General features: G+C 65.5%; 22 protein-coding genes, 2 pseudogenes and 1 other annotated feature. Of the genes and pseudogenes, 11 read left to right on the top strand and 13 right to left on the bottom strand.

The features are described from left to right. The first annotated feature begins 429 nt into the window (after positions 1 to 429). The gene (gene ripB / locus KXD97_RS24210) at positions 430 to 1,200 is read left to right on the top strand and encodes an NlpC/P60 family peptidoglycan endopeptidase RipB (protein WP_011893723.1); all 771 of its coding nucleotides are present in this window, start codon (positions 430 to 432) and stop codon (positions 1,198 to 1,200) included. Positions 1,201 to 1,255: 55 nt separating this feature from the next. Here ripB and KXD97_RS24215 read toward each other — a convergent pair whose 3' ends face one another. The 3 genes from KXD97_RS24215 to KXD97_RS24225 form a co-directional block, all read right to left on the bottom strand. Next, positions 1,256 to 1,930 (bottom strand): response regulator transcription factor, encoded by a 675-nt coding sequence (locus KXD97_RS24215; RefSeq protein WP_043416012.1) that lies wholly within the window; start codon positions 1,928 to 1,930, stop codon positions 1,256 to 1,258. A 282-nt stretch (positions 1,931 to 2,212) separates the two neighbouring features. Next, on the bottom strand, positions 2,213 to 3,133 hold the full coding sequence (locus tag KXD97_RS24220; RefSeq protein ID WP_041800692.1) for a M56 family metallopeptidase: 921 nt from the start codon (positions 3,131 to 3,133) through the stop codon (positions 2,213 to 2,215). Next, complete coding sequence (locus KXD97_RS24225; protein ID WP_260752974.1) at positions 3,133 to 3,492, bottom strand: BlaI/MecI/CopY family transcriptional regulator; 360 nt, start codon at positions 3,490 to 3,492, stop codon at positions 3,133 to 3,135. Before KXD97_RS24225 ends, KXD97_RS24220 begins: the two co-directional genes overlap by 1 nt. Positions 3,493 to 3,963: 471 nt before the next feature. Between KXD97_RS24225 and ripA the strand changes: the two genes are divergently transcribed. Further along, positions 3,964 to 5,334: an NlpC/P60 family peptidoglycan endopeptidase RipA gene (gene ripA / locus KXD97_RS24230; protein ID WP_396884551.1), complete on the top strand. Its 1,371-nt coding sequence runs from the start codon at positions 3,964 to 3,966 to the stop codon at positions 5,332 to 5,334. 41 nt (positions 5,335 to 5,375) lie between these two features. Here the strand turns inward: ripA and KXD97_RS24235 are convergent, their stop codons facing one another. Continuing rightward, the gene (locus tag KXD97_RS24235) at positions 5,376 to 5,576 is read right to left on the bottom strand and encodes a hypothetical protein (RefSeq protein WP_236728450.1); all 201 of its coding nucleotides are present in this window, start codon (positions 5,574 to 5,576) and stop codon (positions 5,376 to 5,378) included. A gap of 128 nt (positions 5,577 to 5,704) precedes the next feature. Between KXD97_RS24235 and KXD97_RS24240 the strand changes: the two genes are divergently transcribed. Further along, positions 5,705 to 6,460: a response regulator transcription factor gene (locus KXD97_RS24240; RefSeq protein ID WP_011893718.1), complete on the top strand. Its 756-nt coding sequence runs from the start codon at positions 5,705 to 5,707 to the stop codon at positions 6,458 to 6,460. Further along, complete coding sequence (locus KXD97_RS24245) at positions 6,457 to 7,641, top strand: ATP-binding protein (protein ID WP_260752976.1); 1,185 nt, start codon at positions 6,457 to 6,459, stop codon at positions 7,639 to 7,641. The genes KXD97_RS24240 and KXD97_RS24245 overlap by 4 nt, the downstream gene beginning before the upstream one ends. 20 nt (positions 7,642 to 7,661) lie before the next feature. Here KXD97_RS24245 and KXD97_RS24250 read toward each other — a convergent pair whose 3' ends face one another. Both KXD97_RS24250 and KXD97_RS24255 read right to left on the bottom strand, forming a co-directional pair. Further along, positions 7,662 to 8,345, bottom strand: coding sequence for a DUF305 domain-containing protein (locus tag KXD97_RS24250; protein ID WP_041800035.1), 684 nt, complete (start codon positions 8,343 to 8,345; stop codon positions 7,662 to 7,664). A 289-nt stretch (positions 8,346 to 8,634) separates the two neighbouring features. Then, positions 8,635 to 8,946, bottom strand: coding sequence for a hypothetical protein (locus KXD97_RS24255; protein ID WP_041800031.1), 312 nt, complete (start codon positions 8,944 to 8,946; stop codon positions 8,635 to 8,637). Positions 8,947 to 9,224: 278 nt separating this feature from the next. Here KXD97_RS24255 and KXD97_RS24260 point away from each other — a divergent pair, with 278 nt between their 5' ends. Beyond that, positions 9,225 to 9,824, top strand: coding sequence for an isoprenylcysteine carboxylmethyltransferase family protein (locus KXD97_RS24260; protein ID WP_041800688.1), 600 nt, complete (start codon positions 9,225 to 9,227; stop codon positions 9,822 to 9,824). Here KXD97_RS24260 and KXD97_RS24265 read toward each other — a convergent pair. The 3 genes and pseudogenes from KXD97_RS24265 to KXD97_RS24275 form a co-directional block, all read right to left on the bottom strand. Next, positions 9,821 to 10,291, bottom strand: a pseudogene (locus tag KXD97_RS24265) (tat pathway signal sequence); the annotation flags it as partial. The gene KXD97_RS24260 and the pseudogene KXD97_RS24265 sit on opposite strands and share 4 nt — an antisense overlap. A 32-nt stretch (positions 10,292 to 10,323) precedes the next feature. Further along, positions 10,324 to 11,585, bottom strand: a protein-coding gene (locus KXD97_RS24270) for an IS3 family transposase (protein ID WP_260752978.1) whose coding sequence is annotated in 2 segments (ribosomal slippage) — positions 10,324 to 11,282 and positions 11,282 to 11,585 — 1,263 coding nt in all. Because the reading frame shifts where the segments join, the coding sequence is not laid out codon by codon here. Next, positions 11,155 to 11,286 (bottom strand) — a sequence feature (AL1L pseudoknot). Its footprint overlaps the gene before it by 132 nt. A 50-nt stretch (positions 11,586 to 11,635) precedes the next feature. Next, positions 11,636 to 11,932, bottom strand: a pseudogene (locus KXD97_RS24275) (tat pathway signal sequence); the annotation flags it as partial. Between the two features lie 265 nt (positions 11,933 to 12,197). Between KXD97_RS24275 and KXD97_RS24280 the strand changes: the two are divergent. The 5 genes from KXD97_RS24280 (at position 12,198) to KXD97_RS24300 (ending at position 16,569) form a co-directional block, all read left to right on the top strand. Next, positions 12,198 to 12,584, top strand: coding sequence for a helix-turn-helix transcriptional regulator (locus KXD97_RS24280; RefSeq protein WP_011893712.1), 387 nt, complete (start codon positions 12,198 to 12,200; stop codon positions 12,582 to 12,584). After that, a complete protein-coding gene (locus KXD97_RS24285) occupies positions 12,577 to 14,694 on the top strand; it encodes a cation-translocating P-type ATPase (protein ID WP_011893711.1) in 2,118 nt (705 codons plus the stop codon). Before KXD97_RS24280 ends, KXD97_RS24285 begins: the two co-directional genes overlap by 8 nt. 89 nt (positions 14,695 to 14,783) lie before the next feature. Continuing rightward, entirely contained in the window at positions 14,784 to 15,146 is a 363-nt protein-coding gene (locus tag KXD97_RS24290; protein WP_041800682.1) for a DUF3703 domain-containing protein, read from the top strand. A gap of 6 nt (positions 15,147 to 15,152) precedes the next feature. After that, positions 15,153 to 15,773 carry a hypothetical protein gene (locus KXD97_RS24295; RefSeq protein ID WP_011893709.1) on the top strand — a complete coding sequence of 207 codons (621 nt, stop codon included), beginning with the start codon at positions 15,153 to 15,155 and terminating at the stop codon, positions 15,771 to 15,773. 136 nt (positions 15,774 to 15,909) lie between these two features. After that, entirely contained in the window at positions 15,910 to 16,569 is a 660-nt protein-coding gene (locus tag KXD97_RS24300) for a thioredoxin (protein WP_011893708.1), read from the top strand. A gap of 576 nt (positions 16,570 to 17,145) precedes the next feature. Here the strand turns inward: KXD97_RS24300 and KXD97_RS24305 are convergent. Together KXD97_RS24305 and KXD97_RS24310 are read right to left on the bottom strand one after the other, a co-directional pair. Then, positions 17,146 to 19,074, bottom strand: a complete 1,929-nt coding sequence (locus KXD97_RS24305; RefSeq protein ID WP_041800678.1) for a cytochrome c oxidase assembly protein — start codon at positions 19,072 to 19,074, stop codon at positions 17,146 to 17,148. A 108-nt stretch (positions 19,075 to 19,182) separates the two neighbouring features. Then, positions 19,183 to 19,956 (bottom strand): cytochrome c biogenesis CcdA family protein, encoded by a 774-nt coding sequence (locus KXD97_RS24310; protein ID WP_011893705.1) that lies wholly within the window; start codon positions 19,954 to 19,956, stop codon positions 19,183 to 19,185. 176 nt (positions 19,957 to 20,132) lie between these two features. On the opposite strand from KXD97_RS24310, the gene KXD97_RS24315 reads away from it, so the two are divergent. After that, the gene (locus KXD97_RS24315; protein ID WP_011893704.1) at positions 20,133 to 21,089 is read left to right on the top strand and encodes an Ig-like domain-containing protein; all 957 of its coding nucleotides are present in this window, start codon (positions 20,133 to 20,135) and stop codon (positions 21,087 to 21,089) included. Between the two features lie 415 nt (positions 21,090 to 21,504). Here KXD97_RS24315 and KXD97_RS24320 read toward each other — a convergent pair whose 3' ends face one another. Both KXD97_RS24320 and KXD97_RS24325 read right to left on the bottom strand, forming a co-directional pair. Next, positions 21,505 to 22,326 carry an adenylate/guanylate cyclase domain-containing protein gene (locus tag KXD97_RS24320; RefSeq protein ID WP_011893703.1) on the bottom strand — a complete coding sequence of 274 codons (822 nt, stop codon included), beginning with the start codon at positions 22,324 to 22,326 and terminating at the stop codon, positions 21,505 to 21,507. Next, positions 22,323 to 24,881, bottom strand: a complete 2,559-nt coding sequence (locus tag KXD97_RS24325; protein ID WP_049777259.1) for a heavy metal translocating P-type ATPase — start codon at positions 24,879 to 24,881, stop codon at positions 22,323 to 22,325. The genes KXD97_RS24320 and KXD97_RS24325 overlap by 4 nt, the downstream gene beginning before the upstream one ends. Positions 24,882 to 25,534 lie beyond the last annotated feature (653 nt).

A 25,534-nucleotide genomic window follows, 5' to 3' on the forward strand; every position in this document is an offset into this window, starting at 1 on the left:
TTTCTGAGATGTCGTTGCCGTACGGGCGGTTGCCGGCGTGACTGGAGCCACCGACTCCCCGATAACCGATGGCGGCGCGTACCGCCGACGAGGCTTCGAATAACCGCTCGGGGCAGAATTGTTGCTGACGCCCGACGACGGCCTATAGAGCTCGTTGCCGAGAAGCTCGCACATTTGAGTCCGCGCACCATTCACGCGCGTCTTCCCGACCGTGAAACGGGTTTAAGTCCATACTTGCCGCATTCGAAGCGAACGGCCGCAGCGAATTTCACCACTGTAATTATGTGGCTGGTGTTACTGGTGGGGCTTTTGTGAGTTACGCTTTTCTACGTAGGAGCTACGTATTTTTGGTGCTGCGCCCTACGTATGCGATCAGCCCCGCTATTGGTGCGTGAAGTAACTCACCGCCGGGCGCACCGAGGAGAAGACATGGGATTACACGTCCGGAGCAAGGGTGCGGCAATTGCTAGCACTGACCGCTGCGACCCGGCAATCCTTGTTGCGGGACGCGTTCGACGGCTCCCCGGTGTGATCGCTATCGTCGTCTTGCTTTTCCTCGCGTGCGCACCGGTCGCGTCGGCCCAACCTGCCGCCGGGCCGTGGGACCCATTACTTCCGAAGATACCGAGCGCGGGCGCTCCCGGCGATCCGGTTGCCATCGCGAACGCATCGCTGCAGGCAACGGCCATGGCGACGCAGACGGCCATGAATATGGGTCGCAGCTTCCTCAGCAGCCTGGGAATCGTCAGCCCCGCCGCGGATCCGTCGACGAGCGTGCGCGGAAATCGGGTCAATGGTGCGCAAGCGATCGAGTACGTGATTCGCAGGGCGGGAACGCAAATCGGTGTTCCCTACTCGTGGGGTGGCGGAAGCCTCACCGGTCCAAGCCGCGGCGTCGACCAGGGAGCAGGCACCGTGGGCTTTGACTGTTCAGGCCTGACACGGTTCGCGTTCGCCGGCGTCGGTGTTCTGCTCCCGCGATGGTCCGGTGACCAGTACGACGCCGGCCGAAAGGTGCCGCCCTCCCAAGCGAAGCGGGGCGACTTGCTGTTCTGGGGGCCGGGCGGGAGTCAGCACGAAGCTATCTACCTGGGCGGCGGTCAAATGATTGAGGCACAGCAGACCGGCGTCCCGATCAAGGTCTCCCCAGTGCGAACAGGGGGCATGACACCCTACGTCGTCCGGATTATCGAGAGCTGACCGCGAGGCCCAATTAGCACGCCCGCAGAGCCATTCACCTCAGCGGGTGACCGAATCAACCGACGAGACAGTAGCCGATGCCGCGGACAGTGCGGACGTAGCGCGGGCAGGTGGGGTCGTCCCCGAGCTTGCGACGGAGATTGCCGACATGCACCCCCAGAGCAGCCCGACCGCCGGGATGCGAGGCTCCCCAGAGACTCTCCTGGAGTCGCCGGCACGTCACGGGTTCGCCCGGATTGTCCGATAGTGCCCGCAGGATCGCGAACTCTGTCCGAGTGAGCTGTACAACATTTCCTCGCTGGTACACCCGCCGAGCCGCCACATCGACCACGAGGTCGTCGATCTGCCGTCGCTGCGTATCGCCGGCCGCACCGCACACGCCGATGTGCCTGAGCGCGCGTCTAATTCGTGTACTCAGCATCTCCGAGTCGCCGATCGCCACCACTGCGACACGTGACACCAGCGGCGCCATCTCTGCATCAGTAAGCGCGACTACGCCACCGTGTGCCACCTGACGAACACGGTCAAGGACAGCAGCACCCTGGTCCGTTGGCCCTACGCAGACCACTACCACGTCGGGGTCAACGACACGCAAAGCGGTGAGTGCTGCGGTTTCCGAGCATGCGACCGTAACGGCGAAATCTCCGGCGTGCATACGGTGGGCCAGCATGTCGGCGTAGATGCGTCGCGGCTCAACGAGCAGAACGCGGATGCGGCCGGCGGCCGCCACCGGAGATGCGGCACTACCCAGTCCGAGGTGTGACTCGATGGTCGTGGCAGCCTCCTGTCGACGTCGCGCATCGCCGGGTACTGGATTGCGTACGCGGGTTCTGACAACCAGCATATCGTGATCTACGTTGTTACTACGTAGATCACAGCCCGGGCGTCCCGCATGTCGTCGACTATCCGCTTTCAGCGCGTGTTCTCGCGACATCCGATGTCGGCTATTTAGGTTTCAGTCGACCGCGTCGATGTCTTCGCCGCCGCAATCGTGCCGGCTGTCGTCAGGTCCTCAGTGGTGGCAGAGCAGCTGGATGAGAGCTGGTGTCGCAAGCATGGCGATGATCGCGGCAGCTAAGCAGATACGGTGGCGCCATCGCACATGGCGGCGCGTGGGGGTGACCAATCGTTCCGCTCGAGCGACGACCGCCGTTCCCGCTGCGGCGAGGCCTTCGTGCACAGGAGGTTGATGTCCGGCCAGAGCAATCAGCCCGGCAAGCAGAGGGCGAGTGCCGACGCGCCGCGCGGCGGTATCGTCGGCGCACATCTCCAGCAGTTCTGCCACAGAATGGCGTGCCGTAGCGAAAAGTGGCAGGCGGGGCAAAGTGACGGCGAGGGCACGCAGCCCCATGAGGATGTGGTGGTGGCGCCCCGAGATGTGGGCATTTTCGTGTGCCAGAACCGCTTTCAGTTGCGACCGGTTCAACGTCTTGATGGCCGCGGAGGTGACGATAATGGTGTTCAGGCGGCCGCCCACACAATAGGCGGCGGGCCGGTCGGCGTCCACGACGACCACGTTGGGGTGACCGGTGGGCCGGCCAATGATCCGCGCGGCATGTGCGTGCTCGTGACTCCGCGCGCGTAGGCGGGACAGGCTACGGCTCATCCGGAGTCCTCCGAACCCCAACGTCAGGGTCCCCATACCGATGAGGGCAACAGATCCGATCCTGCCCGCCATCGGTGTGTGTTCGGAAAATCCGAACAGTTCAAGACACAGCGTCACCACCGCGCCGGTGCGAATACTGTCCGCCGTTGCGCCGATGACCATTGAGACCGCGACCAGCCAAGCCGCCAGGGTTGCGGCGACCGTGATTAGCCATGCGGCGACTCCCATGTGAGGGCTGATTCCCTGGCCGGTCATCCGCCGCAGAACCGGAGGAGCCAACCACGCAAGCGCACCCCCGTAGAGCAGCAGCCACAGCGCCGTAGTCATCATCGTCGCCCCCTACACGTAGCCGCCTTCAGTTGCGCCCACTGCTCCGCGCTCATCTGATCGACCACGAAGCCCAACACCGCACTGGTATCACCGGCGCAGTCGACAGCAGCCCGCATCAACCGCGCTGAACACCCCTCGTGGCCCATCGATGCCGGGTATATATAGCCTTTCCCACGGCGCTGAGTCCTCAGCCGACCCTCGCGGTACAGGTTGTCCATCGTCGGCATCACACTGGTGTAGGACTGGCGCTTCCGGGAGATCTCGTCGAAGCCGTCGCCCACTGTGATGGGCCCCGCGCAATCCCACACGCAATCCATGACTACTGCGTTGGGGTCGCCGAACCCTCGCTGTTCCATTCCGCGCCACTCCTGCTGTCCACGACGAGCTGGAGTACTTTGCCCATCGACCCCTACCAGACCCCCAATGTAGCGCCCGACCTCGAAAGTTCCGATGCGCCGCACCCGGTGTTCATGGCCTCGTCAGTGCATTCCACGCCGCCGTGCGGGCGGAGCCGATCAACCACGGGAGCTGTCAACTGGGCATCAGCTTCGCCGCAGCGTTGACAGACGATGATTGAGGGGCCGCCTGCGGGTTGTGCACGGAGCCTTGCAGAGTCGTTACCGACTTGAGACTGTGACTGGCGTTTCTCCTGGTGTGCAAGTGATGTACGTTTCAACTGCCTACTATCGTGCTCCGTACTTTGCTGGGCAGTAGGTCCGATCCGAGAATGCCGTGCGCTGGCCCTCGCTCGGTAGCCCAACGACGCTCAACCCAGGTGAGGAGATCCGATGCGTTGCCTCACTTCACTTCTCACACTCTGCGCACTGATGTCGACGCTGATGCTCAGCCCTTCAGGTATCGCGGCTGCCGAACATGACGGCGCACCAGACGGCGACAACAAGGACATTCCGTCCCTGGTTGCGGCTGTCGCCGAGGCGAATCAGCGGGTAGCCGATGTCGGTGCCAATATCCAGATCAAGCAAGAGGGCGTCAACAAGGCCCTCGTCGAGATTGCTACTGCTCGCGACATTCTCGCGGACGCGCAGCGTGAGGTTGCCGCCAGTGAGCAGGGCCTCGCCGACAGTCAGGTGGCGATCGACGCCGCGCAACAACGCTTCGATCAGTTCGCCGCATCGATGTATATGAACGGGCCGTCGGGTGCGCTGCCACTGGCAAACGGGCCGGAGGAAATCCTTGCTGGAGCCTCGACGCAACAGAGCCTGATCATCAGCTTCCAGAAGGTCAGGGATGACCTCGTGCGCAGGCAGACCGATCACGCCAACAAGCTCTCAACCGCGACGGCTGCCCGGGCGCGCGCTGAGGGCGCCGCCGCCGAGGCGCAGCGCCGCCAGGACGACGCGGTCGCCGCCCTTCAGGAGGCGCAGCAGACCTTCGCGGCATGGCAGGACGAAATCAATAGGCTTGCCGCCGAACGTGACTCGGCGCAAGCCCGACTCGGTGCCGCCCGGCCGGTAGCAGGGACCGCGACTGCGCCCACGGTTCCTCAACCCGGCGCCGCGCAGGCACCCGGCGACCAATGGGACCGAAGCGACTCTTTGCCGGCCGACAATTCTGGCGCCGGCCTCTGGGACACCACGCTGCCGATGGTGCCCAGCGCCAATGTGGCCGGCGACCCGGTAGCCATCATCAACGCGATCCTCAAGATCATGGCGACCTCGGTGCAGCTGACTGCCGACATGGGCCGAAAGTTCCTTACCAAACTGGGCATTCTCTCCCCGGCGGCCGCCGCCGCAGATCCCGGCATCACCAATGGACGCATCCCCAGCCTGAACGGCCGGCAGGCCTCTGAGTTCGTGATCCGACGCGCCATGTCACAACTGGGAGTTCCCTACTCGTGGGGCGGCGGCAACGCCAACGGTCCCTCTCGGGGCATCGATCAGGGAGCCAACACCGTCGGCTTCGACTGCTCCGGGCTCATGCTGTACGCCTTCGCTGGCGTCGGCATCAAGCTCGACCACTATTCCGGATCGCAGTACAACGCCGGCCGCAAAGTTCCGTCATCGCAGATGCGACGTGGTGATCTAATCTTCTACGGCCCCAACGCCAGCCAGCACGAGTCCATGTATCTCGGTGACGGCATGATGCTCGAAGCTCCCTACACCGGGTCCGTCGTCAAGATTTCCCCCGTGCGCACCTCCGGCATGACACCCTACGTCACGCGCTTGATCGAGTACTGACACCTCACAGCGAGCGCTGTGGCGGTTGCACCGTTAACGCATCAGTCCGCCCCAGCGTGACCGCTGTGAACGGGCTCCTCCAATGCCTCACGCCGCTCGCTGCGGCGCTGCGGCGCTGCGGCGCGGAACAGAGCCGTCGCGCTGGCGATGGCGGCGGCCCACAGCACGACGACAACGGCGCACAGGATCAGCCACGTTTGCCACCCGAGGCTGTTCGGGCAGACGTCCATCAGCCAGCGCATGCAAGGCCCTCCTCCACAGTGAGCGTCACTCAGCTGCAGGATGGAATCGGTATGAGTCTCGTAAAGATCTGCTGAAGATTGCGCCGTTCCGGCAGTCGTGCGGCGCCGCGGCCGCTTCGGCGGGCACCATGTGGAGCATGGAGCACCACCCGGGTAGATCGCCTGAGCAGGCGAAGGGATACCGCGCGCTGGTCGTCGACGACGAACTGCCGCTGGCCGAAGTGGTGGCTAGCTATCTGGAACGCGATCAGTTCGAGGCCGTGGTGGCCGGAAACGGTGTCGACGCTATCGCTGTCGCGCGCGACTTCGATCCCGATGTCGTCATTCTCGACCTTGGCCTGCCCGGCATTGATGGACTGGAAGTCTGCAGACAGTTGCGCACGTTTTCCGACGCCTACGTCGTCATGCTCACCGCTCGTGATACCGAACTCGATACAGTCCTCGGTCTCACTGTCGGCGCCGACGACTACATCACCAAACCCTTCAGCCCGCGCGAGCTTGTGGCGCGCGTGCGGGCCATGCTGCGGCGGCCCCGCGTCCTGCAATCGGCCACCGCAACCGCCGAACGTGAGGTGGCACCACCGCGTCGGTTCGGTGCGCTGAGTGTCGACGTCGCCGCCCGTGAGGTTGGCATCGACGATGAACAGATCTTGTTGACCCGCACAGAGTTCGACATCCTCGAAGCGCTCTCAGGCCGGCCGGGCATTGTGCTGAGTCGGCGTCAACTTCTCGAAATTGTTCGCGACGGGCCCTGGGTCGGCAACGAGCACCTCGTCGACGTCCACATCGGGCACTTGCGGCGCAAACTCGGCGATGATGCCGCACGCCCGCGCTACATCGCCACGGTGCGAGGTGTGGGATATCGGATGGGGACCGGACAGTGACTCCCCCGCCTGCGTCCACAGCTCGCCGACGTCGACGGAGGGGCCGTCCTGGTATCGGCTTGCGGCTGCTGGCGGCCCAAGCGATTGTGCTGGCAGCCGGGGCCGTGACGACCGCGGTGGTGGCCGCCGTCGTCGGACCTCCGCTGTTTCGCGAGCATCTTCACCGCGCGGGGGTGCCGATGAACTCGCCAGAGGAAGTCCACGCCGAGGAGGCCTACGGCTACGCGACGGTGATGTCCATCGGGGGCGCCCTGGCGGTGTCGGCACTGGCTGCGCTTGCCGTCAGCTTCTACGTCAGTCGACGGCTCCAACGGTCCGTCACCGAGGTTGCCTCCGCTGCCACCGATGTCGCTCAAGGGAATTACGATGTCCGCGTGTCATCGCCGCGCCTCGGCGACGATTTCGACGCACTCTCCACTGCCTTCAACCAGATGGCTTCCCGGCTCCAAACCGTGGATTCGACAAGACAGCGGCTCTTTGGAGACTTGGCGCACGAGATCCGCACACCGGTCGCGGTGCTAGAGGCCTATATTGAGGCACTCGAAGACGGGGTGCGCACTTTGACGCCGCAGACGGCAACCATGCTGCGTGACCAAACCCGCCGGCTGGTGCGATTCTCCAATGACGTCGCCGCCTTGGCCAAGGCCGAGGAAAGTTCAGTTTCCATGTCGTACGCCAACATTGACGTCGACCGCTTGACACACCGATGCGTCGCCGCGGCGCAGGAACGCTACGACAACAAGGGAGTCGCACTACGCGTACGCCTCCAGAAGGCGCTACCGCCGTTGTGGGCCGACGAGCAACGACTCTCCCAAGTCCTGGGCAATCTGCTGGAAAATGCGTTGCGGCACACGCCTTCCGGCGGCTCGGTCGAAGTCAACTGTGTCCGCGACGGCGACCGGTTGAGGATCGCCGTCGCCGACACCGGTGAAGGGATTGCCGCCGAGCACGTCAACCGGGTGTTCGAGCGGTTCTATCGGGCAGACTCCGCCCGCGACCGCGAGCACGGCGGCGCCGGTTTAGGGCTCGCCATCGCCAAAGCGCTGGTCGAGGCCCACGGCGGAGCCATCTCCGTAGCGAGCGCGGGCCCCGGCGGCGGCGCAACATTCACCCTCGCCATGCCGATCACCCCGGAGCGCACCGAGCAAACCCCTGTCACGGCTGACTCAGCGCGAATCTGACCGGCAGGCGCCGCAACTCGCTACTTGTCCAGCATGCCCTGCATCGTGTCGATCTCCGCTTGCTGAGAGGACACGATGTTGCGCGCCATCTCCACCGCCGCGGGGAACTGGCCGTTGTCGATCTCCTGCTGCGCCATCATGATTGCGCCCTTGTGATGGGCGATCATCTGCGTTAAGAAAAGTCGGCTCGCCTCCGCGCCCTGCGCGTTCTGCAGCGCAGCCATGTCGGCTTCCGACATCATGCCGTGACCGCTGCCGCCCATACCAGGCATCTTGCCCATGTCGCGGCCGGGCATCTGGTGAGCAGGCATGTCGTGGCCAGGCATAGCGGTGCTGGTCGCAGGTGCAGGCGAGGACGACGCCCCCCACTCCTGGAGCCAACCCTGCATCTGCTCGATCTCGGGGCCTTGAGCATTCTTGATCTCGTCAGCGAGTGAGATGACCTCGGGATCGATGCCCTGCTTGCCGAGAAGCATGTCGCTCATCTCGATCGCCTGCTGGTGATGAGGAATCATGCCTTGGGCGAACGTCACATCAGCGTCGTTATGGGTAGCGTCGCTGCTGGCAGCGCTGGGCGAGGCCGATGGTGCCGCCGGGCTGCTGGTCGATGACTGAGAGTCGGTTGTCGCATTCGAACAGGCGCTGACGAACAGGGCCGCCGCCGCCATCGCCGCAAACCCAGTTCGGTATCGCTTGTGCTGCATCGCACATCCCTTCTCATACATCTTCCTGACACCATGCGTCCACACACACGGCAAGCGCTCTCGCCGCCTCGGTCCAGCCTCAGGACTCCGCGTATGGGTCGGTTCGAGTTCCGATGAAGATTCGATGAAGACGCCTCACCAACCCGTCGGTACGCGCCGCGCGCTCGGGCGATCCAGCGTCACGCCGCAGCCGGTTCAGTCATTGCCCGCGACCGGAAGGAGTCAGTGTGCAGCTCGGTAGATTCATGCCGCAATCTGACCGAAGCCTTGGCCTGCCCGCACGCCGCGATCAGTCGATCGGCAGCCGCCGCCGCAACGCCTCCAAGAGCTGGGTAACCGTCGGCAAACCCATCAAACCGGCGTCGGTCTGATATAGCCGGCACGCCAACTCCATCACCGGCACCGCATCGTCAAAAGCGTCTATGCCATCGACGAGAATCGTTGGAGAGCCCGCGAACGACAAGGCCGCCGCCTCATCATCCGTAGCGACCCGCCGATACGTGATCTCGACGTTGACTAGTCCGGCTGCTGCCGCGCCCACAAGGGCACCGGCTTCCTGCCAATTCGGACACCCTTCGAAATAGACGATCTCCACTCTCATGTGCCAATGGTGCGCGTAACAAGCCGGTGATGTCATCGGCAGGGGGCATCACCGCCAACCACGGACATGTCTCGCACCAGCAGAACTGGTGGCCCGGGGAAGGTCTCACCGGTTTAGAAGCGGGGACATGGCGCCTACGCGACTCGCGTCATCGAGTTAGCGCCGGGCCTGCAGATCACTCTCATTCTTTGGATAGTTGCATATATTGCAATGTTTGCATATGTTTGATTTTGGAGGTGGTTGCGGTGGCTGCAATAGGTGCTCTAGCTCTGTATTTGATGTTCGTCGCACTCGGGTTCGGCTGGCGGAGTTGGCGCCAGTATCGGCTTACTGGTTCCACCGGCTTCCACGGAATCAGCGGCCGGCCCGGCTCACCGGAATGGGCCGCCGGCGTCGGTTTCGTTGTGGCCATGGTGCTCGGTCTCCTCGCGCCGGCTTTGCAGGTGTTTGGCGTGCTAGCCCCAATCGCCGCTTTCGAGGCCTGGGGGCTTCAGGCATTGGGGTCCGTGTTGGCACTCGGGGGTCTCGCCGGAACGCTGTACGCGCAGAACGACATGGGCGATTCGTGGCGGATAGGCGTCGATCCGCAGGAGTCTACGACCCTGGTGCGCCGCGGCGCGTTCGCGGTTGTGCGCAACCCGATCTTCACGGCGATGCTGTCGTTCGCGACCGGCGTGGCGTTGATGGTCCCGAATGTGTTGGCGCTGGCTGCATTGATTCTTCTGGTCGTGGCGATCGAATTGCAGGTCCGCGTGGTGGAGGAGCCATACCTCGTTCACACGCACGGGGACGCCTACCGGTCCTATGGTCAAGCCGTCGGCAGGTTTCTTCCCGTTCTGGGACGTTTTCCTAGGTCCGTTGGTGGTGAATCCCGCTAAGCGGGCGCCAGCAGAATCTGCGCCAGCCGCGTGGTCGTTTCCACGCCGTCGTCGTAGGCGCCTTCGCCGTTGAGCGAGTTCATGATCGCCAATGTGTAGCGTTGTCGAGGGCCGGCGAAACCGACGCTGTTGACGACCCAGCCGCCCTGTTCTTGGGACCACCCGTTCTTGTTGCCGGGAGTCATGGCCGCGCCCGCTCCCCACACTCCCCACTGCTGGTTGGCGTCGAGGTGTTGCATCTCCGACACAATGGCCGCGGTTTGGGCCGCAGGCAAGCTGGTGAGGGTGTAGTTCATCAGCCGGTCGAGGTCTTCGCTCGTGGCCTTTTGGAAACCCCAGTACGGGTAGGTGCCGCTGAAACCCTGCTGCGGTTGCAGGCTGGTAAGTCCGTACGTGGCGAAATTGCGGTTGAACGCCATGTTGTCGGGTCCGCTGTAGCGTTCCCAAAGCGTATCGGCAGCGTCGCTGTGAAACGCCCTGGGTTTCCCGGAGGCTCGGGCTATTGGATTCCGATCAAGGGTTGGTCGGTCCGGTATGCATCGTAGAACGCGGCTTCGAACTCGGCAGGTGGGATATCGCCAAGGTAGCTGTGCAGTCGGCTGGTGTTGTGCCAGTAGACCCAGCTGAGGGTGGCGAGTTCGACGTCTTCGACGGTCTTCCACGGCCCGCTGCGAGCCGGTCCGTAGATCAGCTCGGCCTTGTAGTAGCCGTTCACCGTCTCCGCCAGAGCGTTATCGAAACTATCCCCAACCGTCCCGATTGACGGGACTGCGCCGATCTCAGCGAGCCTTTCCCCATAGCGAATGGAGGTGAATTGCGACCCGGCATCTGAGTGACATCTCAAGCCCGGCAACGTATTGCCACGTGACCACCGCGCCATCTCCACCGCGTCGAGGACCATCGAGGTCCGCATATGGCTGGCCACCCGCCACCCCACGATCATCCGCGAATACGCATCGATGATGAAGCACACATACGCCACCCCCGCCCAGGTCGGCACGAATGTCAGATCGGTCACCCAGAGGTCGTTCGGGGCCGTCGCGGTGAAGTTCCGCTTCACCAAATCCGGGTGCCGCACCGCCGCTGGATCAGGCTTGGTGGTGCGGACCCGTTTGCCGCGCCGGACTCCTTCGATGCCGGCCGCCCGCATCAACCGGGCCACCTGATCGCGGCCGACGTCGTAGCCGTCGCGGCGGGCGGTCTTCCAGAGCTTGCGGGCCCCGTAGACGCAGTAGTTGTCTTTCCAGAGCTGACACAACGCCGGCCCCAGGACGGCGTCACGCAGGGCCCGCGCTGACGGGACCCGGGCTTTGGCGTCGTAGTAGGTGCTCAGGGCCACCTGCAGGCCTGCGCTGCGCAGAACCGTGCAGATGGGCTCGACCCCGAACTCCTCGCGATTGTCGTCGATGAACTCGACTATTTCTTGTGTTGGCGGTCGAGCTCCGCCCCGAAGAAACTCGCTGCTCGTTTTAGAATCTCGTTGGCACGCTTGAGTTCTCGGATCTCCTGTTCGAGTTCCTGCACCTTCTTTGACTCCGAGGTGCTCACCCCAGGAGCCAGGCCTTCGTCGATGTCGGCCTGGCGGACCCAGGTGCGCACCGATTCCACGCCGTAGCCGAGTTGGCGAGCGACGCGCTGCACCGTGCCCTGCTCGGCGCCCAGCTCAGCCCGCAAGGTGCGGACCATCCGCACCGCGGCGGCCTTCTCCTCAGCGCTGTACCTGCGTGTCGTCGGCTTCCCGGGCGACTGTTCCTTCGGCATACCTGCATCCTCGTTTCCAAGGTCAGGAGCCTCCGGGATTTCCAGGGCGTTTCACTGTCCGATGAGTGCATCATGTTGGCCATGAGTTGGCGGTCGGCTGGGGTCAAGGCGATCTGGCCGGCGCGAGCCCGAGTCAACAGATCAACCACCATCGCTAGCTTGATAGTGGATGCGGTCCACATCATCGTGGTAGCCGCGTCGTTGCGGTGAGCCTGTCCGGTCGTCCGGTCGCGAAGCACGTAGCCCACCGTGCCAGGACGAGTAGCGAGGTAGGCGTCTGCCTGTGCGATGCGCTGTCCGATCTCAGCGGTGGCGACGGGTGTCGGCGCGCAGAGCAACACGGTCATAGCGACAAGTCCGGTGACGACGGCTCTCACGCGCGTAGCTTGTCAGCCCCACGGGCATCAGGGCCGACGGCACGCCGGGTAAGCACCGGTTCCTACTATCCATCTCCGCACATGCAGAGCCGGCGGATGGTAGGGGTGCCGTCGCGAGGCAGCCCGAGGTCGGCTCGTGTCCCGTTCGACGTAGGCAGCCCTGCGCTCCCTTTGCACGCCGGCCCCGTGCAGCCCCTCCTCTCTCCGACATATTAACGTCCGTTAGTATGTTCGGATGAGCGAGCCGCGGCTTGATCACTGCGATCTGTTGTGCTTGGACCTGCCCCATGCCGAGCGAATTCGTTCCCGGCTACCGTCACTCGTCGACGCCGAATCACTGGCAACCGCGGCGCGGGCTCTGAGCGACCCGACGCGACTGACGATCGCCTCAGCGCTGCTCGACGGCGAGGAACTGTGTGTATGTGACATGGCCTGGGTGGTCGGGCAGTCGCAGAACCTCGTATCCCACCACCTGCGGCAGCTCAAGATCGCCGGTCTGGTGACTTCTCGGCGGCAAGCCCGGATGGTGATGTACCGACTCACCGACCGCGGCCGATCCTTGACCGAGGCCGTGCTGGCGCACGGTTACCGTCAACCGGCCTCCGAGGCACGCCATGTCTGACCCATGCTGCGGGCCCGCGGCCAATGGAGTCGACACCGAGCCCGGATCGGGACCGGACAAGTGGTGGGGAGTCCGCGAACTGCAGCTGGCGGCCCTGGCGGCGGCGTTGCTCCTCGGCGGCTGGGCGTTGCACCGAAGCGGTCTTTCCTCCATCGGCTTGGGACTTGAGCTCGCGGCGGTTGCCGCCGGGGCCGCAACGTTCGCGCCCGGAGCCGTTCGCAGTCTTCGACACGGCCGCGTCGGCGTTGGCACGCTGATGACGATCGCCGCGGTCGGCGCCGTGGCGCTTGGACAGGTCGAAGAAGCCGCGCTGCTGGGAATCCTGTTCTCCATCGCCGAAGGACTCGAGCACTACGCCGTCACCCGAACCCGCCGAAGCCTGCGCGCCCTGCTGTCGCTCGTGCCGCCAACGGCGACCGTGATCCGCGACGGCCACGAAACCCCTGTGCGCCCAGACGATTTGCTCATCGACGACGTGATGGTGCTACGGCCAGGAGACCGCGCCGCCACCGACGGCGTCATCACCTCCGGTCGCACCAGCTTGGACGTGTCGGCGATCACCGGAGAATCGGTTCCAGTCGAGGCGGGACCCGGCAGCGAGGTGCATGCCGGTGCGATCAACGGCGGTGGAGCGGTCGAAGTCGCCGTCACCGCCGTCGCCGCCGAAAGCTCGCTGGCCCGCATCGTTCACATCGTCGAACAGGCTCAGGAGCGCAAGGGTGCGGGTCAGCGGTTGGCGGACCGGATCGCCCGCCCTCTCGTCCCAACAATCATGGTCCTGGCCGCAGCAGTTGCGGCGATTGGCGCGCTGGTGGGCGAGCCGATGCTGTGGCTCGAACGCGCACTCGTGGTCCTCGTCGCCGCCTCACCCTGCGCCCTGGCCATCGCGGTGCCACTCACCGTCGTCGCCGCCGTCGGCGCTGCCAGCCGACAAGGCGCCCTCGTCAAGGGAGGCGCCGCCGTCGAGGAACTCGGACGCATCGCCGTGATTGCCCTTGACAAGACGGGCACCCTGACCCGAAACAGCCCGCAAGTGATAGAGACGGTGACCGCCAGCGGCGTCAGCGAGGCCGAAGCCCTGCACCTCGCCAGCGCAGTCGAGTCCCGTAGTGGGCACCCACTGGCCCGGGCAATTACCGACGCTGCAGGCCCCGACATCGTCGCGGCTGAAGACGTGAGAGCCGTTGTCGGCCATGGCATGAGTGGCCGCGTCGAGGGTCGCAGGATCCGTTTGGGGAAGCCGGGCTGGGTCGCGGCCGGAGAATTCGCCGCCGACGTCGTGCGCCTCCAATCGGCCGGGGCGACAGTGGTCCTGCTCGAATGCGACGCCGTGGTGGTGGCGGCGATCGCAGTCCGCGACGAGCTGCGCCCCGAAGCGCCGGAAGTGGTACGGCAACTACACGAGCTGGGCATCACCACCGCGATGCTGACCGGCGACAACTCCCGCACGGCAATGGCCGTGGCCGAAGCCGCCGGCATCACAGTCGTGCACGCCGACCTGCTTCCCGAAGACAAAGCACGCCTGCTGTCCGAACTCTCCGGCGGCCGGCCCATCGCCATGGTCGGCGACGGGGTCAACGACGCCCCCGCACTAGCCACCGCCGACATCGGCATTGCCATGGGAGCGATGGGCACCGACGTCGCCATCGAAACCGCCGACGTCGCGCTGATGGGCGAGGATCTGCGTCACCTCCCCCAAGTCCTCGCTCACGCCCGCCGAGCCCGCAAAATCATGCTGCAGAACATCGGACTGTCGCTGGCGATCATCACCATCCTCATTCCCCTCGCCGCCTTCGGGGTTCTCGGGTTGGCCACCGTGGTATTGATCCACGAGGCGGCAGAAGTACTCGTCATCCTCAACGCGATCCGCGCCGCACGCACCCATCCCCTACCCGGCGTCGAACCGCAGCCGATGGCTGCAGCGGCGGCGCACCACATCACCCTCCCCACCCCCCCGACACCCGTCGATGCCTGCTGCGCCCCGACGCCGGCGCTCACACCGGTGGTCCTTGATCGTCGGGAAACCCGCAGCGGCGGATGCACCTGCTGCGCTGCAGAACCCACAAATCCCCGTGACGAGTCGATCCGTCGAAGTGAACACCACTGGTGATGGTGCGACCGCGAAATGCCTTCGCCGCCGCGAATCGACCTACTGCCGAACCGGAATTGGTATTGAGCAGCACCGCGCACACTCGTCGTCTGTGCCGGTCGGGCGCAGCGCCGTCGCGCCGCCCCCGGGAGGCGTATCGGCGGGAGATGGCCGCTGCAAAGCGCACACCATCCGCCAAGCAGCGGTGGCGGCATTGGGAACGGGCACACATCGTGTCGCAACCCGACCCTTGGCCACACACCTACAATCACGCGGCGATGCGGGCCTTGGCGCTGCGCCAACGAGACCGTCGCGAAGCTTTCGGCCAGGTTGTTCGCCTGATCGTCGCTGCGCCGGGATCGCTGACCGGACGCTATCCCGGGGGCAACACCGGTCGGGTCGGCGCGGGCCTCATGACCCCGTGGGCCGCGCCCGCCGCTCTCGCCGCACTCGTGGGCGGGCGAAGGGACTGAAGGGCGATGTCAGTCACGACGTCGAACCAGAACGCGCGGCCGTGGCCGGCCGTCGCCGCCGCAGTCGCGCTAACGACCGCGGCGTTGAGCGTGGGCTATTGGGCGCTCGGACTGGCAACCATGCTCATCTTTACCGCCGGGTTCGTCGGGGGCTTGCTTCTGTGGCTGGTGTGGCCGAGTGGCGGCGGCTGGGCCGACATTCGCGCGCCATATTGGATCGCCCTGTTGTTGTTCCTTGCCCACCGCGTCGAAGAGAAGCAGATGGGGTTCTTCGCATTCCTAGCGGCGGTCACGGGTGTGCCAACCCCTGCGGTGAACTCGGTGCCCGTGGTGCTGCTCGTCGCCGTCTCCGCGGGCGCCTGGCTGTTAATTCCCGCCCTCATGCGGCGCGGCCGCCCGATCGGCCGATACCTGGCATGGACGTTCTTCGCCTCGTTAGGTCTCACGGAGTTGGCGCACTTTGTGGTGTTCCCGTGGCTCGATCCCGGCGGGGCCGGCTACGTGCCCGGAATGTGGACCGTCGTCGCTCTCGCACCGGTCGCCTGGTGGGGAATGTGGCGTCTCTCTCGACGGCCGTCCATCGAATCCGCGCCCAAGCGTCCGATCTGGCGCCAGCCGAGGGCATGACCGATCTACGGTCTTCCTCCGTATATAGTCGGACACGCGATGCTCAACCGCGGGCGCGGTTCGGGTTGGTGCTGCGGTACAGGGCTGCGCCGGCGCATCACAGACGTTCGGTGAAACTCATGAAGGACGCATTCCAATGGCACCTCTCACACGCATTCTGCTGACCGTCTTCGCGGTCATCACCATGATCATCGGGGTTGGCGTGTATCTCTCGGCCCAGGACAAGGACGCCCCCACCTCCGCGCAAGGCCAGGGTGAAGACGTCGGTCAGCTGGTCCGGGACAACAGTCGCCGCCTCACCACCGTGCCGAACAGCGATGTCACCTTCGTCGAGTTCCTTGACTTCGAATGCGAAGCGTGTCGCGCGGCCTTCCCGATGGTCGAACAGCTGCGCGCCGAGTACGGGGACCGCGTCAACTTCGTCATCCGCTACTTCCCCATTCAGTCTCACTTCAACGCAGAGCGGGCGGCGCGCGCGGTCGAGGCGGCCGCCCAACAGGACAAGTTCGAGCCGATGTACAAGAAGATGTACGAGACGCAGAGCGAGTGGGGCGAACAACAAACTCCGGCGGACTCCCGATTCCGCGGATTCGCAGCCGAACTCGGGCTCGACATGGCGGCGTTCGATGCTGCCTACAACGACCCCGCCACACTCGATCGTGTCAATGTCGATGTCGCTGACGGTAAGGCCCTCGGAGTCAAGGGCACACCGACCTTCTTCATCGACGGAACCGAAGTGGAATTCAGGAGCTACGACGACTTGAAGGCCGCAGTCGAACAGGCATTGAACGGATAGCCGCGGTGACTGCCGACAGCTCTTGGCGCACCGGTTCCATAACTCGGGACGTGTGCGGGCGCGAACATGACGGCAGCACCCCGCGTCGACGGCGATCTGAGGGGTCGACATCGACCGCAGTGCGCCGATCTCGCGTTGGCTGACAGGGAGATGGCTTCTGCGCGAAGTCGGTTCCGTCGCGGTGAGGTCTCGCTTCGACCTCAGTACGCGCCATCTCGAATCGCCTCTGCGTGGTGGGCGACCATCAGTCCGAGATGCAAGCGGGTGGCCAGCTGCACTGGTTCGGATGATGATGATGATGCGGCCGGGCCCCGCACCCCACGCCCCGCGTCATCAGATCGGCCGCCTGCCGGATCCTGACGAACACGGCTCGAAAGGTGCTGTCGTCGGCGCCTGAGCTCTCACCGCAGACGGGACAATTAGACGGCCTGGGCATGACCCGAAATCACCTGCGGGAGAAGGGGAGTCCCTGTGAACGGGCGAGAGCATTGCGCGATACCGGGTCGGGGCCACGCACGCGCTTATCCCGAGGACCAATGTGATGCAGCCGCTATGCCGACAATGCGGTCCTCGTCGTCATGAGCCCAGGCTCGGCGCAGCCGTCCTCTGCTCGATCGCAGTCGAGCGGCGGCGCCGCAGGATCAGCACCGCGAGCACCGCCAGCATTGCCACAACCCCGCCGGCGGCGATCACTTGACCTCCCAACCGCTGGTCGCCCAGCAAGTTCGCATGCCAGCTCAGTTTCAAGGAGCCGTAGAAGGCGCCACCGAGAACCTCACGCATGTTCATCACCACGACCCCGGCAATGATGAACTGCGACAGCGCGAGAAACAGCATCGCGATCCGGCCCCGCTTGGGCATCGGCCGTGGCACCACCGGCTCGACGCCGCCGACGGCGGTGAAGAACAGCGCACCGCTGAGCAGGAAGTACCCGATCATCAGCATGTGCGTGGCGTGTTCGCTTACGGCAGCATCGAAGACCACTTCGAGGCAGAGCCCGTACACGCCCACCACGAGAAGCGTCAGCGCCGTCCATGGATGAGCGATAAAACGCAGCAGTGACGAATTCAGCGCGCTGACAAGCCATTCGCGTGGCCCCGGCACCGCATTGGGTTCGGCTGCCCGCAAGGCCCTCAGCGCGAGGGTCACCGGTGCGCCCTGCACGAGCAACACCGGCACCACTATCGTGAGCACCAATTGAGCGACGGCGTGCATGCTGAACATCGCCGCCATGTACATGCCGAGTCCTGACGAAGTGGCGAACAACAAAACGACGCAGCCGATCAGCCACGATACGGTGCGCCGCGTCGACCACGGGGCACCGCGGCGAGCCAGCCGATACACCGCAGCAAGGTAGACGCCGGCCATGACGACCGCCGCCGTGCCGAAGATCAGGTCGAACCGCCATTCGACCAACACCCGCGCGATCGTCGGCGCCTCGGTGAGGTCGAAGCCGAGCGCAGCCTCGGCCGGAACGGGTTCGCGCGTCGCGGGCGGCGGTGGCGTGCGACCGAGCCCGACCGCCAGGCCGACTGCGACGCCAAACAGGGCGGCTTCTGTGAGTGCGAGCCGCAGCAGCGGTCGGCGCGACGTCGGATCACGCTGCAGCGCAACGATCGACGACCGCCGCTGTCGCCAGCCGATCACACCGAGGCCGCCCAGCACTGTCACCTTCCCCACGACGAGGAGCCCGTAGGTGCTGTCGAAGATGGTCGACACGTCGATCCGGACCGCCGCGTTGACAAATCCACTTACGGCCATCGCCGCGAAGCACCACAGCGCCAGACCCGAGAAACGGCGGGCGGCGATGTCGGTGTGGCTGCCGCCGCGCAGCGCGTGCCCAAGCAGCGCCAGCAATCCGCCGGCCCACAATGACCCAGCAACCAGGTGAATGATCAGGCTGTTGGTCGCGATGTCGTGTGAGCCGCCCGACGAGGAGTGCCCCGTCACGGCCAGCGGCATCAACGTCGCCAGGGCGCCCGCCAGTAGGGCAGGCGTCCACGACCACCGCAGCACCGGCAGGCTCGCTACCGCGACGACCGCGGCCAGAATCGAGGTGGTGCGCCACGCCGCGGTGGTCTCGACGAGGTCGGCCGCCGACCATATGTCCAGCGGTGTGAGCTCAGTCAACGGCACCCCCGACACGTCGGAGATCGTCAGCGCCACCAACAGCGCAGCGCACATCGCCCAGATCGCGCAAGCGGCAGCGCCGACCCGAAGCGCCCGGTACCCGTCGACGTCGAGCACTCCACTTGCCTGCGGCGGAACGAGGAACGCCGCGAACAGGAAGTGTCCGACCGCCACCATCGCAGCGATCTCTCCAGCGGCGCGCAAGAAGGACAGCCCGTAGGTGGTGACCGGCCCGGGATCGCTCAGCCCGGTCACCGCCAGCGCCTCAGGCAGTGCCAGGGCGCCGATCGCGGCAGCGGTAACGCCCGCTAGCAGTGCAACCCCGAGCAACACAGCTCGCACCACCCAGCGTCGGGGGGCAGCAGACGTGGCCATCACCGTCCCCATTCCGATCCCGCCGTCGATTCGCCATGACCGCCTCGGCGCTTCACGATCAGCACAGGAGTCCCGAGCGACGGCGCGGAGGGCCCGAAAGCGACTGCGTCATATCGGAAGTGTGGTGTTGCTGACGAACGCATCGCGCACCCACGACACCACCTCGTTCCACAGTCCGGTCAGCAGGGCGATGCCGACCGCGACGAGGAGCACGCCGCCGAAGACCTGAATTCGCCGAGCGTTTCGACGCAGCCAGCCCAGTGCCCTCATTGCCCGTCCGGATGCCAGCGCGAACAGCACGAACGGAGCGCCCAGACCCACACAGTAGGCGACGACGAGCACGATGCCGCGCACGACGTTGGGCCCCTCGGTGGCAGATGCCACAGCGATGACACCCGTCAGCGTCGGGCCCAAACACGGGGTCCAGCCCAGCCCGAACACCGCCCCCAGGAGCGGCGCACCCCACAGCGTGGACAACGACGTGGGCGTAAACCGCGCGTCGCGTTGCAGCGCAGGGAAGAAACCCATGAACACCAGACCCATCACGATCGTGACCACTCCGCCGATGCGCTGCAACAGCACCCCATTGGTGATAATCGTCGTCGTCAGACCCAGAATCGCGACGGTTCCCATCAGGAACACCGCCGTGAACCCGACAACGAACAACCCGGCGGCCCCTGCCACCCGCAGACGTGCCCTGCCCAGCGGCTGGGCACGCGCCTGGTCATCATCGACGCCAACCACCGCGGCCAGGTAAGACAGGTACCCGGGTACGAGAGGTACGACGCAAGGCGACGCGAACGACACCAACCCAGCCAACGCCGACACGAACACCGCGAGAAGGACGTGTCCAGACGTAGCGATCGCGGTGACACCATCCACGAAGTCCGACACCCTCCGCATCCACCGTTTCCGAATTCACTCATCGACGACGCAGGTCCGCAGCCACACTGCGGCACCCGACGACGCCACATCATCTACTATCAAACTACGTAGCAACAAATCGTCGTCAGCCGCCGCGAGCATCGGTCGGCGACCAGTGGAACGGAGAGGCCCGTATGCGGTGCTCGCCAGCCAGGCAAATCTTGGCCATGATGACGGCCGCTCTAGCGGCTGTGACCGTGCTGACCGCGCCGTCGGCCTCCGCCGAGCCACAGATACCCGTGCCCGCACCCGGTGACCCCCTTACGGTCCCCGACTCGGCAGTGCCGAATCCCTTCCCCCCTCCGGTATCCGGCACTTTTCCCGGCCCATCGCCGACGGCTACCGAAGACACACCAGCCGGCCAGAACGCGGCGCCCTACCTCGGCCCACCGGTCTTCGCTCCCCCCACGTTCAATCCGACGAACGGCTCGACGGTCGGTGTCGCCAAACCCATCGTCATCAATTTTCAACGGCCCATCGCCGACCGCACGCTGGCTGAACAAGCCGTCCATATCTCCTCCACCCCCGCGGTCCCCGGGAAGTTCTACTGGATGAGCGCGACCCAACTCAGATGGCGGCCCCTCGACTTCTGGCCTGCCAACACCACGGTCAGCATCGATGCCAGCGGCACGAAGTCGAGCTTCCGCACCGGCGACTCGTTGGTGGCGACCATCGACAACGCCACCCTCCAAATGGAGGTCATGCGCAACGGCACACTGGAGAAGACCATGCCTGTGTCCTTAGGAAAGCCGGGATACGACACACCCAACGGCACCTACTACGTGCTCGAGAAGTTCGCCGACATGGTGATGGACTCCTCCACCTACGGTGTGCCGATCGACGCAGCCGAGGGGTACAAGCTCAAGGTCAAAGACGCGGTGCGCATCAACAACGCCGGCATCTTCGTTCACGGCGCGCCCTGGTCAGTCGCCGATCAGGGCAAGCGCAACGTCAGCCACGGGTGCCCCAATTTGAGTCCAGCCAATGCGCAGTGGTTCTACGACAACTTCGGCAGCGGGGACCCGGTCGTCGTCAAGAACTCTGTCGGCATCTACGACGAAAATGACGGAGCCCAGGACTGGCAGATCTGACGTCGAAGCCAGAAACGCCCAGCGGTCACAAGCCGCACCCCGCTCGGCACCTTCGCGAAACCGCGCGCGCAAGACCAGGAGCGCGATCGTCACCCACATCACCAACGCGCTTCCCAGCGAACGCAACCCGGTACCCATAGAGGTCCTTGGCAGCGCCATCCCGCACAGACGATGCTGACGCCTGTCCTCGCCCATGGCCGTCGGTGGTTTCATCGAACGCGGCAGCGCCAGTATGACGAGCGCTCACGCCACGACACACGATCTATGTCGGCGACTTATCGAGGAACCACCGTCCCTCGGCGATGGGTTTCGATGAGCAGCGGGTCCGTTTCCTGCCACCGGGCGACCGGTTAGGCCCTGGCGCGAATAACGTTGTCGGCGAACACTATTCGTGACACGAGGTCATCTTCGGCCTCTACGAGGTGTTTGCCGGAGGTGAGGTCGACTCGGCATTCCGCGCGCGGGGCGGGGACGCCAGCGCGCCGAAGTGCGCCGCGACCTCTCCGACGAACGACTGCGTGGTCGGCGGGTCCTCGTTGCCAGAGGGCGTGCGCACTTCACCGACGCGACGCGCGAATTGGCGTAGACAGGCCGTCGAACAGAAGTAGAACCGGTAGGTGTCTTCCTCGTGCGCGATTGTCAACGGTTGGGCGTCTGTCGTGACGTGCATTCGGCATATCGGATCGACGTGCTCCTGGTGGCGGGTTCCGACGTCGAGGGCGAACGCTTCCACCAGGGCACCGACGTTCCGCAACCGAAGCGGGCCCAACGACGTCATCGCCAGTAGGTCTGTTGCCCGAAGCGCGGCCGCGGCCTCGGCGTTGCCAACAATCTGGCCTGGCTTGGCGACGGCGGCCAGTCTGGCTGCAGTGTTGACCGTCGACCCGAAGACGTCTCCGCGGCGCTTCACCACCGGCCCTGCACAGATGCCGGCGCGCAACAATGGAAAGCCGTCGATGCGACTGGTCTCGTCGTGGAGTCGCCGGAGGAAGGCCAGCGCCGCGGTGGGGTCCGAACTGGTGATCATCACGGCATCGCCGAGGGTCTTGATCATGTCGTCGCCGGGCCCGAGGACCCTGGCGGCTGTGGTGGCGAACCGATCTGCCAGTTCGGCAGCGCGATGATCACCGTGGGTTTCGGTGAACGCAGTGAACCCAGCGATGTCCACGAAGATGACCACCGTGTCGACGTCGGCATGCTCGAATTCATCTGCGGCACTGGATAAGTCGATCGTCATGGCGTCTCTTCTGCACGCTCAACGCGCGGCGCTGCTGGGGTGACCGACTGCATAGGCATCCCGAGGAGGCGCAACGCATTGGCGACGACGATGAGCGTCGAGCCTTCGTGGATGAGCACGGCGGGACCGATGCCCAGGCCGAAGATCGTCGCGGGAATGAGGACCGCGACGATTCCGAGACTTGCCCACAGGTTCTGCTTGATGACGCGCGAGGAGCGGCGGCTCAGGCTGATTGCAAATGGCAACGCGCGCAGGTCGTCGGCCATCAGTGCAACATCAGCGGTCTCCAACGCCACGTCGGAGCCCGCCGCTCCCATTGCGATACCCACGCTCGCGCCGGCCATGGCGGGCGCGTCGTTGACGCCGTCGCCGACCATCCCGACGCGGCCGTGGCGTTCCCGCAGGGCGGCGATCTGGGCCACTTTGTCCTCGGGCATCAGATCGCCGCGGGCGTGGGCGACACCGACTTCGGCGGCGACGGCGTCGGCCACCCGCTGGTTGTCCCCCGACAGCATCACGGTGTTCTTCACGCCGAGTGCGGCAAGACGCGCGATGACCGCCGACGCCTCCGGCCGAGGAAGGTCCATCAATCCGATCGCGCCCAACCAGCGGTCGCCCGCGCGGACGAGCATCGTCGTGCGGCCCGCCTGTTCGAGACGATTCACCTCGGCCGCCAGCTCAGCCGGCGGGGGCTGAGCGGCGTCGGTGAACAACTCGGTCTTGCCGATGCAGACCTCGACCCCCTCGACGGACGCGACGATGCCGCGGCCGATCACGGCACGGACGTCGGTCGCGCGGGGTGTCACCGCCCCGGCGAGACGCTCGCGGCCGTCGCGGACTATGGCTCGGGCGAGCGGATGGTCGCTCTGCTCCTCAACGGCAACGGCGATCCGCAGCAGTTCGGCGTCGTCGCTGTCTGCGGTGGCGCAGACATCGGCGATCCGGGGCCGCCCCTCGGTGAGGGTGCCGGTCTTGTCGAAGGCCAGCACGTTGACCCGGCCAAGTTCCTCCAACGCGGCACCGCCCTTCATCAGGATGCCGGCCCGCGCCGCCCGCGCTACCGCCGACAACACCGCGCTGGGCGTGGCGATCGCCAGCGCACACGGGCTGGCCGCCACCAGGACGGCAAGCGCCCGGTACACCGTGTCAGTGAACGGCTCGTCGACCACGAACCCGGCGAAGAGCAGCAGGACCACACCGACCAGGACCACGGGCACGAAGATCCGCTGGAAGCGGTCGGTAAAGCGCTGCGTGGAGGTGGTCTTGGTTTGCGCCTCGGCCACCAGACGCACCACCCGGGCCAGGGTGGAGTCACTGGCGAGCCGGGTCACCTGAATCTCGATGGCGCCGGCGCCGTTGATGGTGCCGGCGAACACTCGCGATGCCGCGTCGATGAGCTCGGGTGACGCCGCAGCTGCCGCCACGTCCGGGACCGGGATCTTGTCGACGGGGACGCTTTCCCCGGTCACCGGGGCTTGATCGATGCTGCTGCTGCCTGCCACGACGAAGCCGTCTGCGGCCAGACGCATGTTGGGGCGCACGACGACGATGTCCCCAATGCGCAGGTCCGCGACGGACACTTCGACGGTGTCGCCGGTGCCGCCGCGTCGCACCAGCGCCGTCTTGGGGGCGAGTTCGGCGAGCGCTTCGATCGCCCGGCGAGCCCGGCCCATCGCATAGCCCTCGAGTGCGTGTCCGACGCTGAAGAGGAACAGCAGGAGCGCACCTTCGGCGACTTCGCCGAGCGCCGCCGCACCCGCAGCGGAGACGAGCATGAGGAAGTCGATCTCGAACCGGCCCTGCCGCACACTGGCGAAGGCTTCCTGCACGGTGAAGAACGCGCCGAAGAAGAACGCCAGGCCGTAGACCACCACCTCGGCCGACCGTGGCGTATCGGCGAAGGCGGCCAATAACCAGCCCGTGAGTAGGAGCGCGCCCGCCAGTCCCGCAAAGACCAGTTCGGTGCGTTCGCCGGAGATCCCGCCGTGACCGTGTTGATGGTCGGCGCCGTCTCCGTCGTGCGCGACGGCTGCTTCCGCGTCCGCGGCGCTCCCCGACGGCGCCATCTGCGCGGCGATCACGTCTACGAGTTCCTGGGCGGTCACCGTCGTCCGCTCGAACTCCAGCTCGACTGAATCTGGTGTCGCGGCTGCGGCGACGACGCCGGGAATCGTCGACAGCGTGTCGACGAGCGCAGTGCGCATCGCCATATCGTCATGAGTGCCTGTGGTCAACCACCGCAGGTGCCCATACATCGACGTAATCGTGTCGGCCGCCTCCAGAGCCCGCCGCTGCACTTCTGTCGCGGACGCAGCCTCGGCGTCGTAGTGCACGCACAGGCGGGGTTTGGGCGTGTCGCCATCGATAACGTGGGCCTGTTCGATGATCCCGTCATCCACCAGGCCGCGCGTCAGGCGGTCAGCGCAGCGCTCGTCGCTGTCGGGAAGCAGGTCTGTCAGGTCGAGTGCCAGGGTCCTATGTGTGGGCGCCCCGTCCGCGCCGAGGCGACCTACCTTCTCGCCGTTGCGATCTGCCATACATGCAATAATACGCATGTGTGCATATGACTCGTCAACACCAATTTGCGCGAACCCGCGCGTCGGCGGCATCCGCCGACGTCGACGACACGCATGCGACCCGACAGATTCCAAGGCGAGCGCCGGCGCCGCCGAGAGACCCTCTCCGACGCCCCCCAGGGGAACCGCCGTGTGGCAGAACGTCTGCGTGCCGCCAACGGCTCGGCGAGAAACCCGTGTAGACGGACTGACCTACCCGAGAGCCGTTGCCCCGCAACCAATGTGGCGCGAAGGTGCCCGCGCCTCACTCGGATCGCCGCATTGGATATCGACGGCGCCATTTGGCTGCAAGGCCGCCAGCGCACCCGCACGCATTGGCTACACGAATAATCCTGCCGGCGTTGCAAGGCGCTGCCGGGGAACGGGTGAGCCGCACTGTCTACCAACGGTGACCGGGGCCTGAGGATGCTTTCGATGGCCAGTACGCCACGTACTCACCATCGGGGTCGTAGAAGTGCCAGCACCCATCGGGACTGGTCCGAGCGGTCCACCCCCGAGACACGGCCCACTGCACGAGGGCAGCGGCGATCTCGCCGTTACCAGCGGCACGCCGTGTTGCTTGCGCTCTGCCCCGTGGCTCACTTTTGTATGCCATGCCCAACTTTGGGCCTGCCAAACGGCGAGGCCTCCTC

This window comes from Mycobacterium sp. SMC-8 (assembly GCF_025263565.1).
Classification (GTDB): domain Bacteria; phylum Actinomycetota; class Actinomycetes; order Mycobacteriales; family Mycobacteriaceae; genus Mycobacterium.

Bases quoted from the DNA above. Each gene is read 5' to 3' on its own strand.
- ripB (WP_011893723.1), top strand. From the start codon at position 430: ATGGGATTACACGTCCGGAGCAAGGGTGCGGCAATTGCTAGCACTGAC.
- KXD97_RS24220 (WP_041800692.1), bottom strand. From the start codon at position 3,133: ATGACTACGGCGCTGTGGCTGCTGCTCTACGGGGGTGCGCTTGCGTGG.
- KXD97_RS24225 (WP_260752974.1), bottom strand. From the start codon at position 3,492: ATGGAACAGCGAGGGTTCGGCGACCCCAACGCAGTAGTCATGGATTGC.
- ripA (WP_396884551.1), top strand. From the start codon at position 3,964: ATGTCGACGCTGATGCTCAGCCCTTCAGGTATCGCGGCTGCCGAACAT.
- KXD97_RS24235 (WP_236728450.1), bottom strand. From the start codon at position 5,576: ATGCGCTGGCTGATGGACGTCTGCCCGAACAGCCTCGGGTGGCAAACG.
- KXD97_RS24240 (WP_011893718.1), top strand. From the start codon at position 5,705: ATGTGGAGCATGGAGCACCACCCGGGTAGATCGCCTGAGCAGGCGAAG.
- KXD97_RS24250 (WP_041800035.1), bottom strand. From the start codon at position 8,345: ATGCAGCACAAGCGATACCGAACTGGGTTTGCGGCGATGGCGGCGGCG.
- KXD97_RS24255 (WP_041800031.1), bottom strand. From the start codon at position 8,946: ATGAGAGTGGAGATCGTCTATTTCGAAGGGTGTCCGAATTGGCAGGAA.
- KXD97_RS24260 (WP_041800688.1), top strand. From the start codon at position 9,225: ATGTTCGTCGCACTCGGGTTCGGCTGGCGGAGTTGGCGCCAGTATCGG.
- KXD97_RS24280 (WP_011893712.1), top strand. From the start codon at position 12,198: ATGAGCGAGCCGCGGCTTGATCACTGCGATCTGTTGTGCTTGGACCTG.
- KXD97_RS24285 (WP_011893711.1), top strand. From the start codon at position 12,577: ATGTCTGACCCATGCTGCGGGCCCGCGGCCAATGGAGTCGACACCGAG.
- KXD97_RS24295 (WP_011893709.1), top strand. From the start codon at position 15,153: ATGTCAGTCACGACGTCGAACCAGAACGCGCGGCCGTGGCCGGCCGTC.
- KXD97_RS24300 (WP_011893708.1), top strand. From the start codon at position 15,910: ATGGCACCTCTCACACGCATTCTGCTGACCGTCTTCGCGGTCATCACC.
- KXD97_RS24305 (WP_041800678.1), bottom strand. From the start codon at position 19,074: ATGGCCACGTCTGCTGCCCCCCGACGCTGGGTGGTGCGAGCTGTGTTG.
- KXD97_RS24315 (WP_011893704.1), top strand. From the start codon at position 20,133: ATGCGGTGCTCGCCAGCCAGGCAAATCTTGGCCATGATGACGGCCGCT.
- KXD97_RS24320 (WP_011893703.1), bottom strand. From the start codon at position 22,326: ATGACGATCGACTTATCCAGTGCCGCAGATGAATTCGAGCATGCCGAC.
- KXD97_RS24325 (WP_049777259.1), bottom strand. From the start codon at position 24,881: ATGCGTATTATTGCATGTATGGCAGATCGCAACGGCGAGAAGGTAGGT.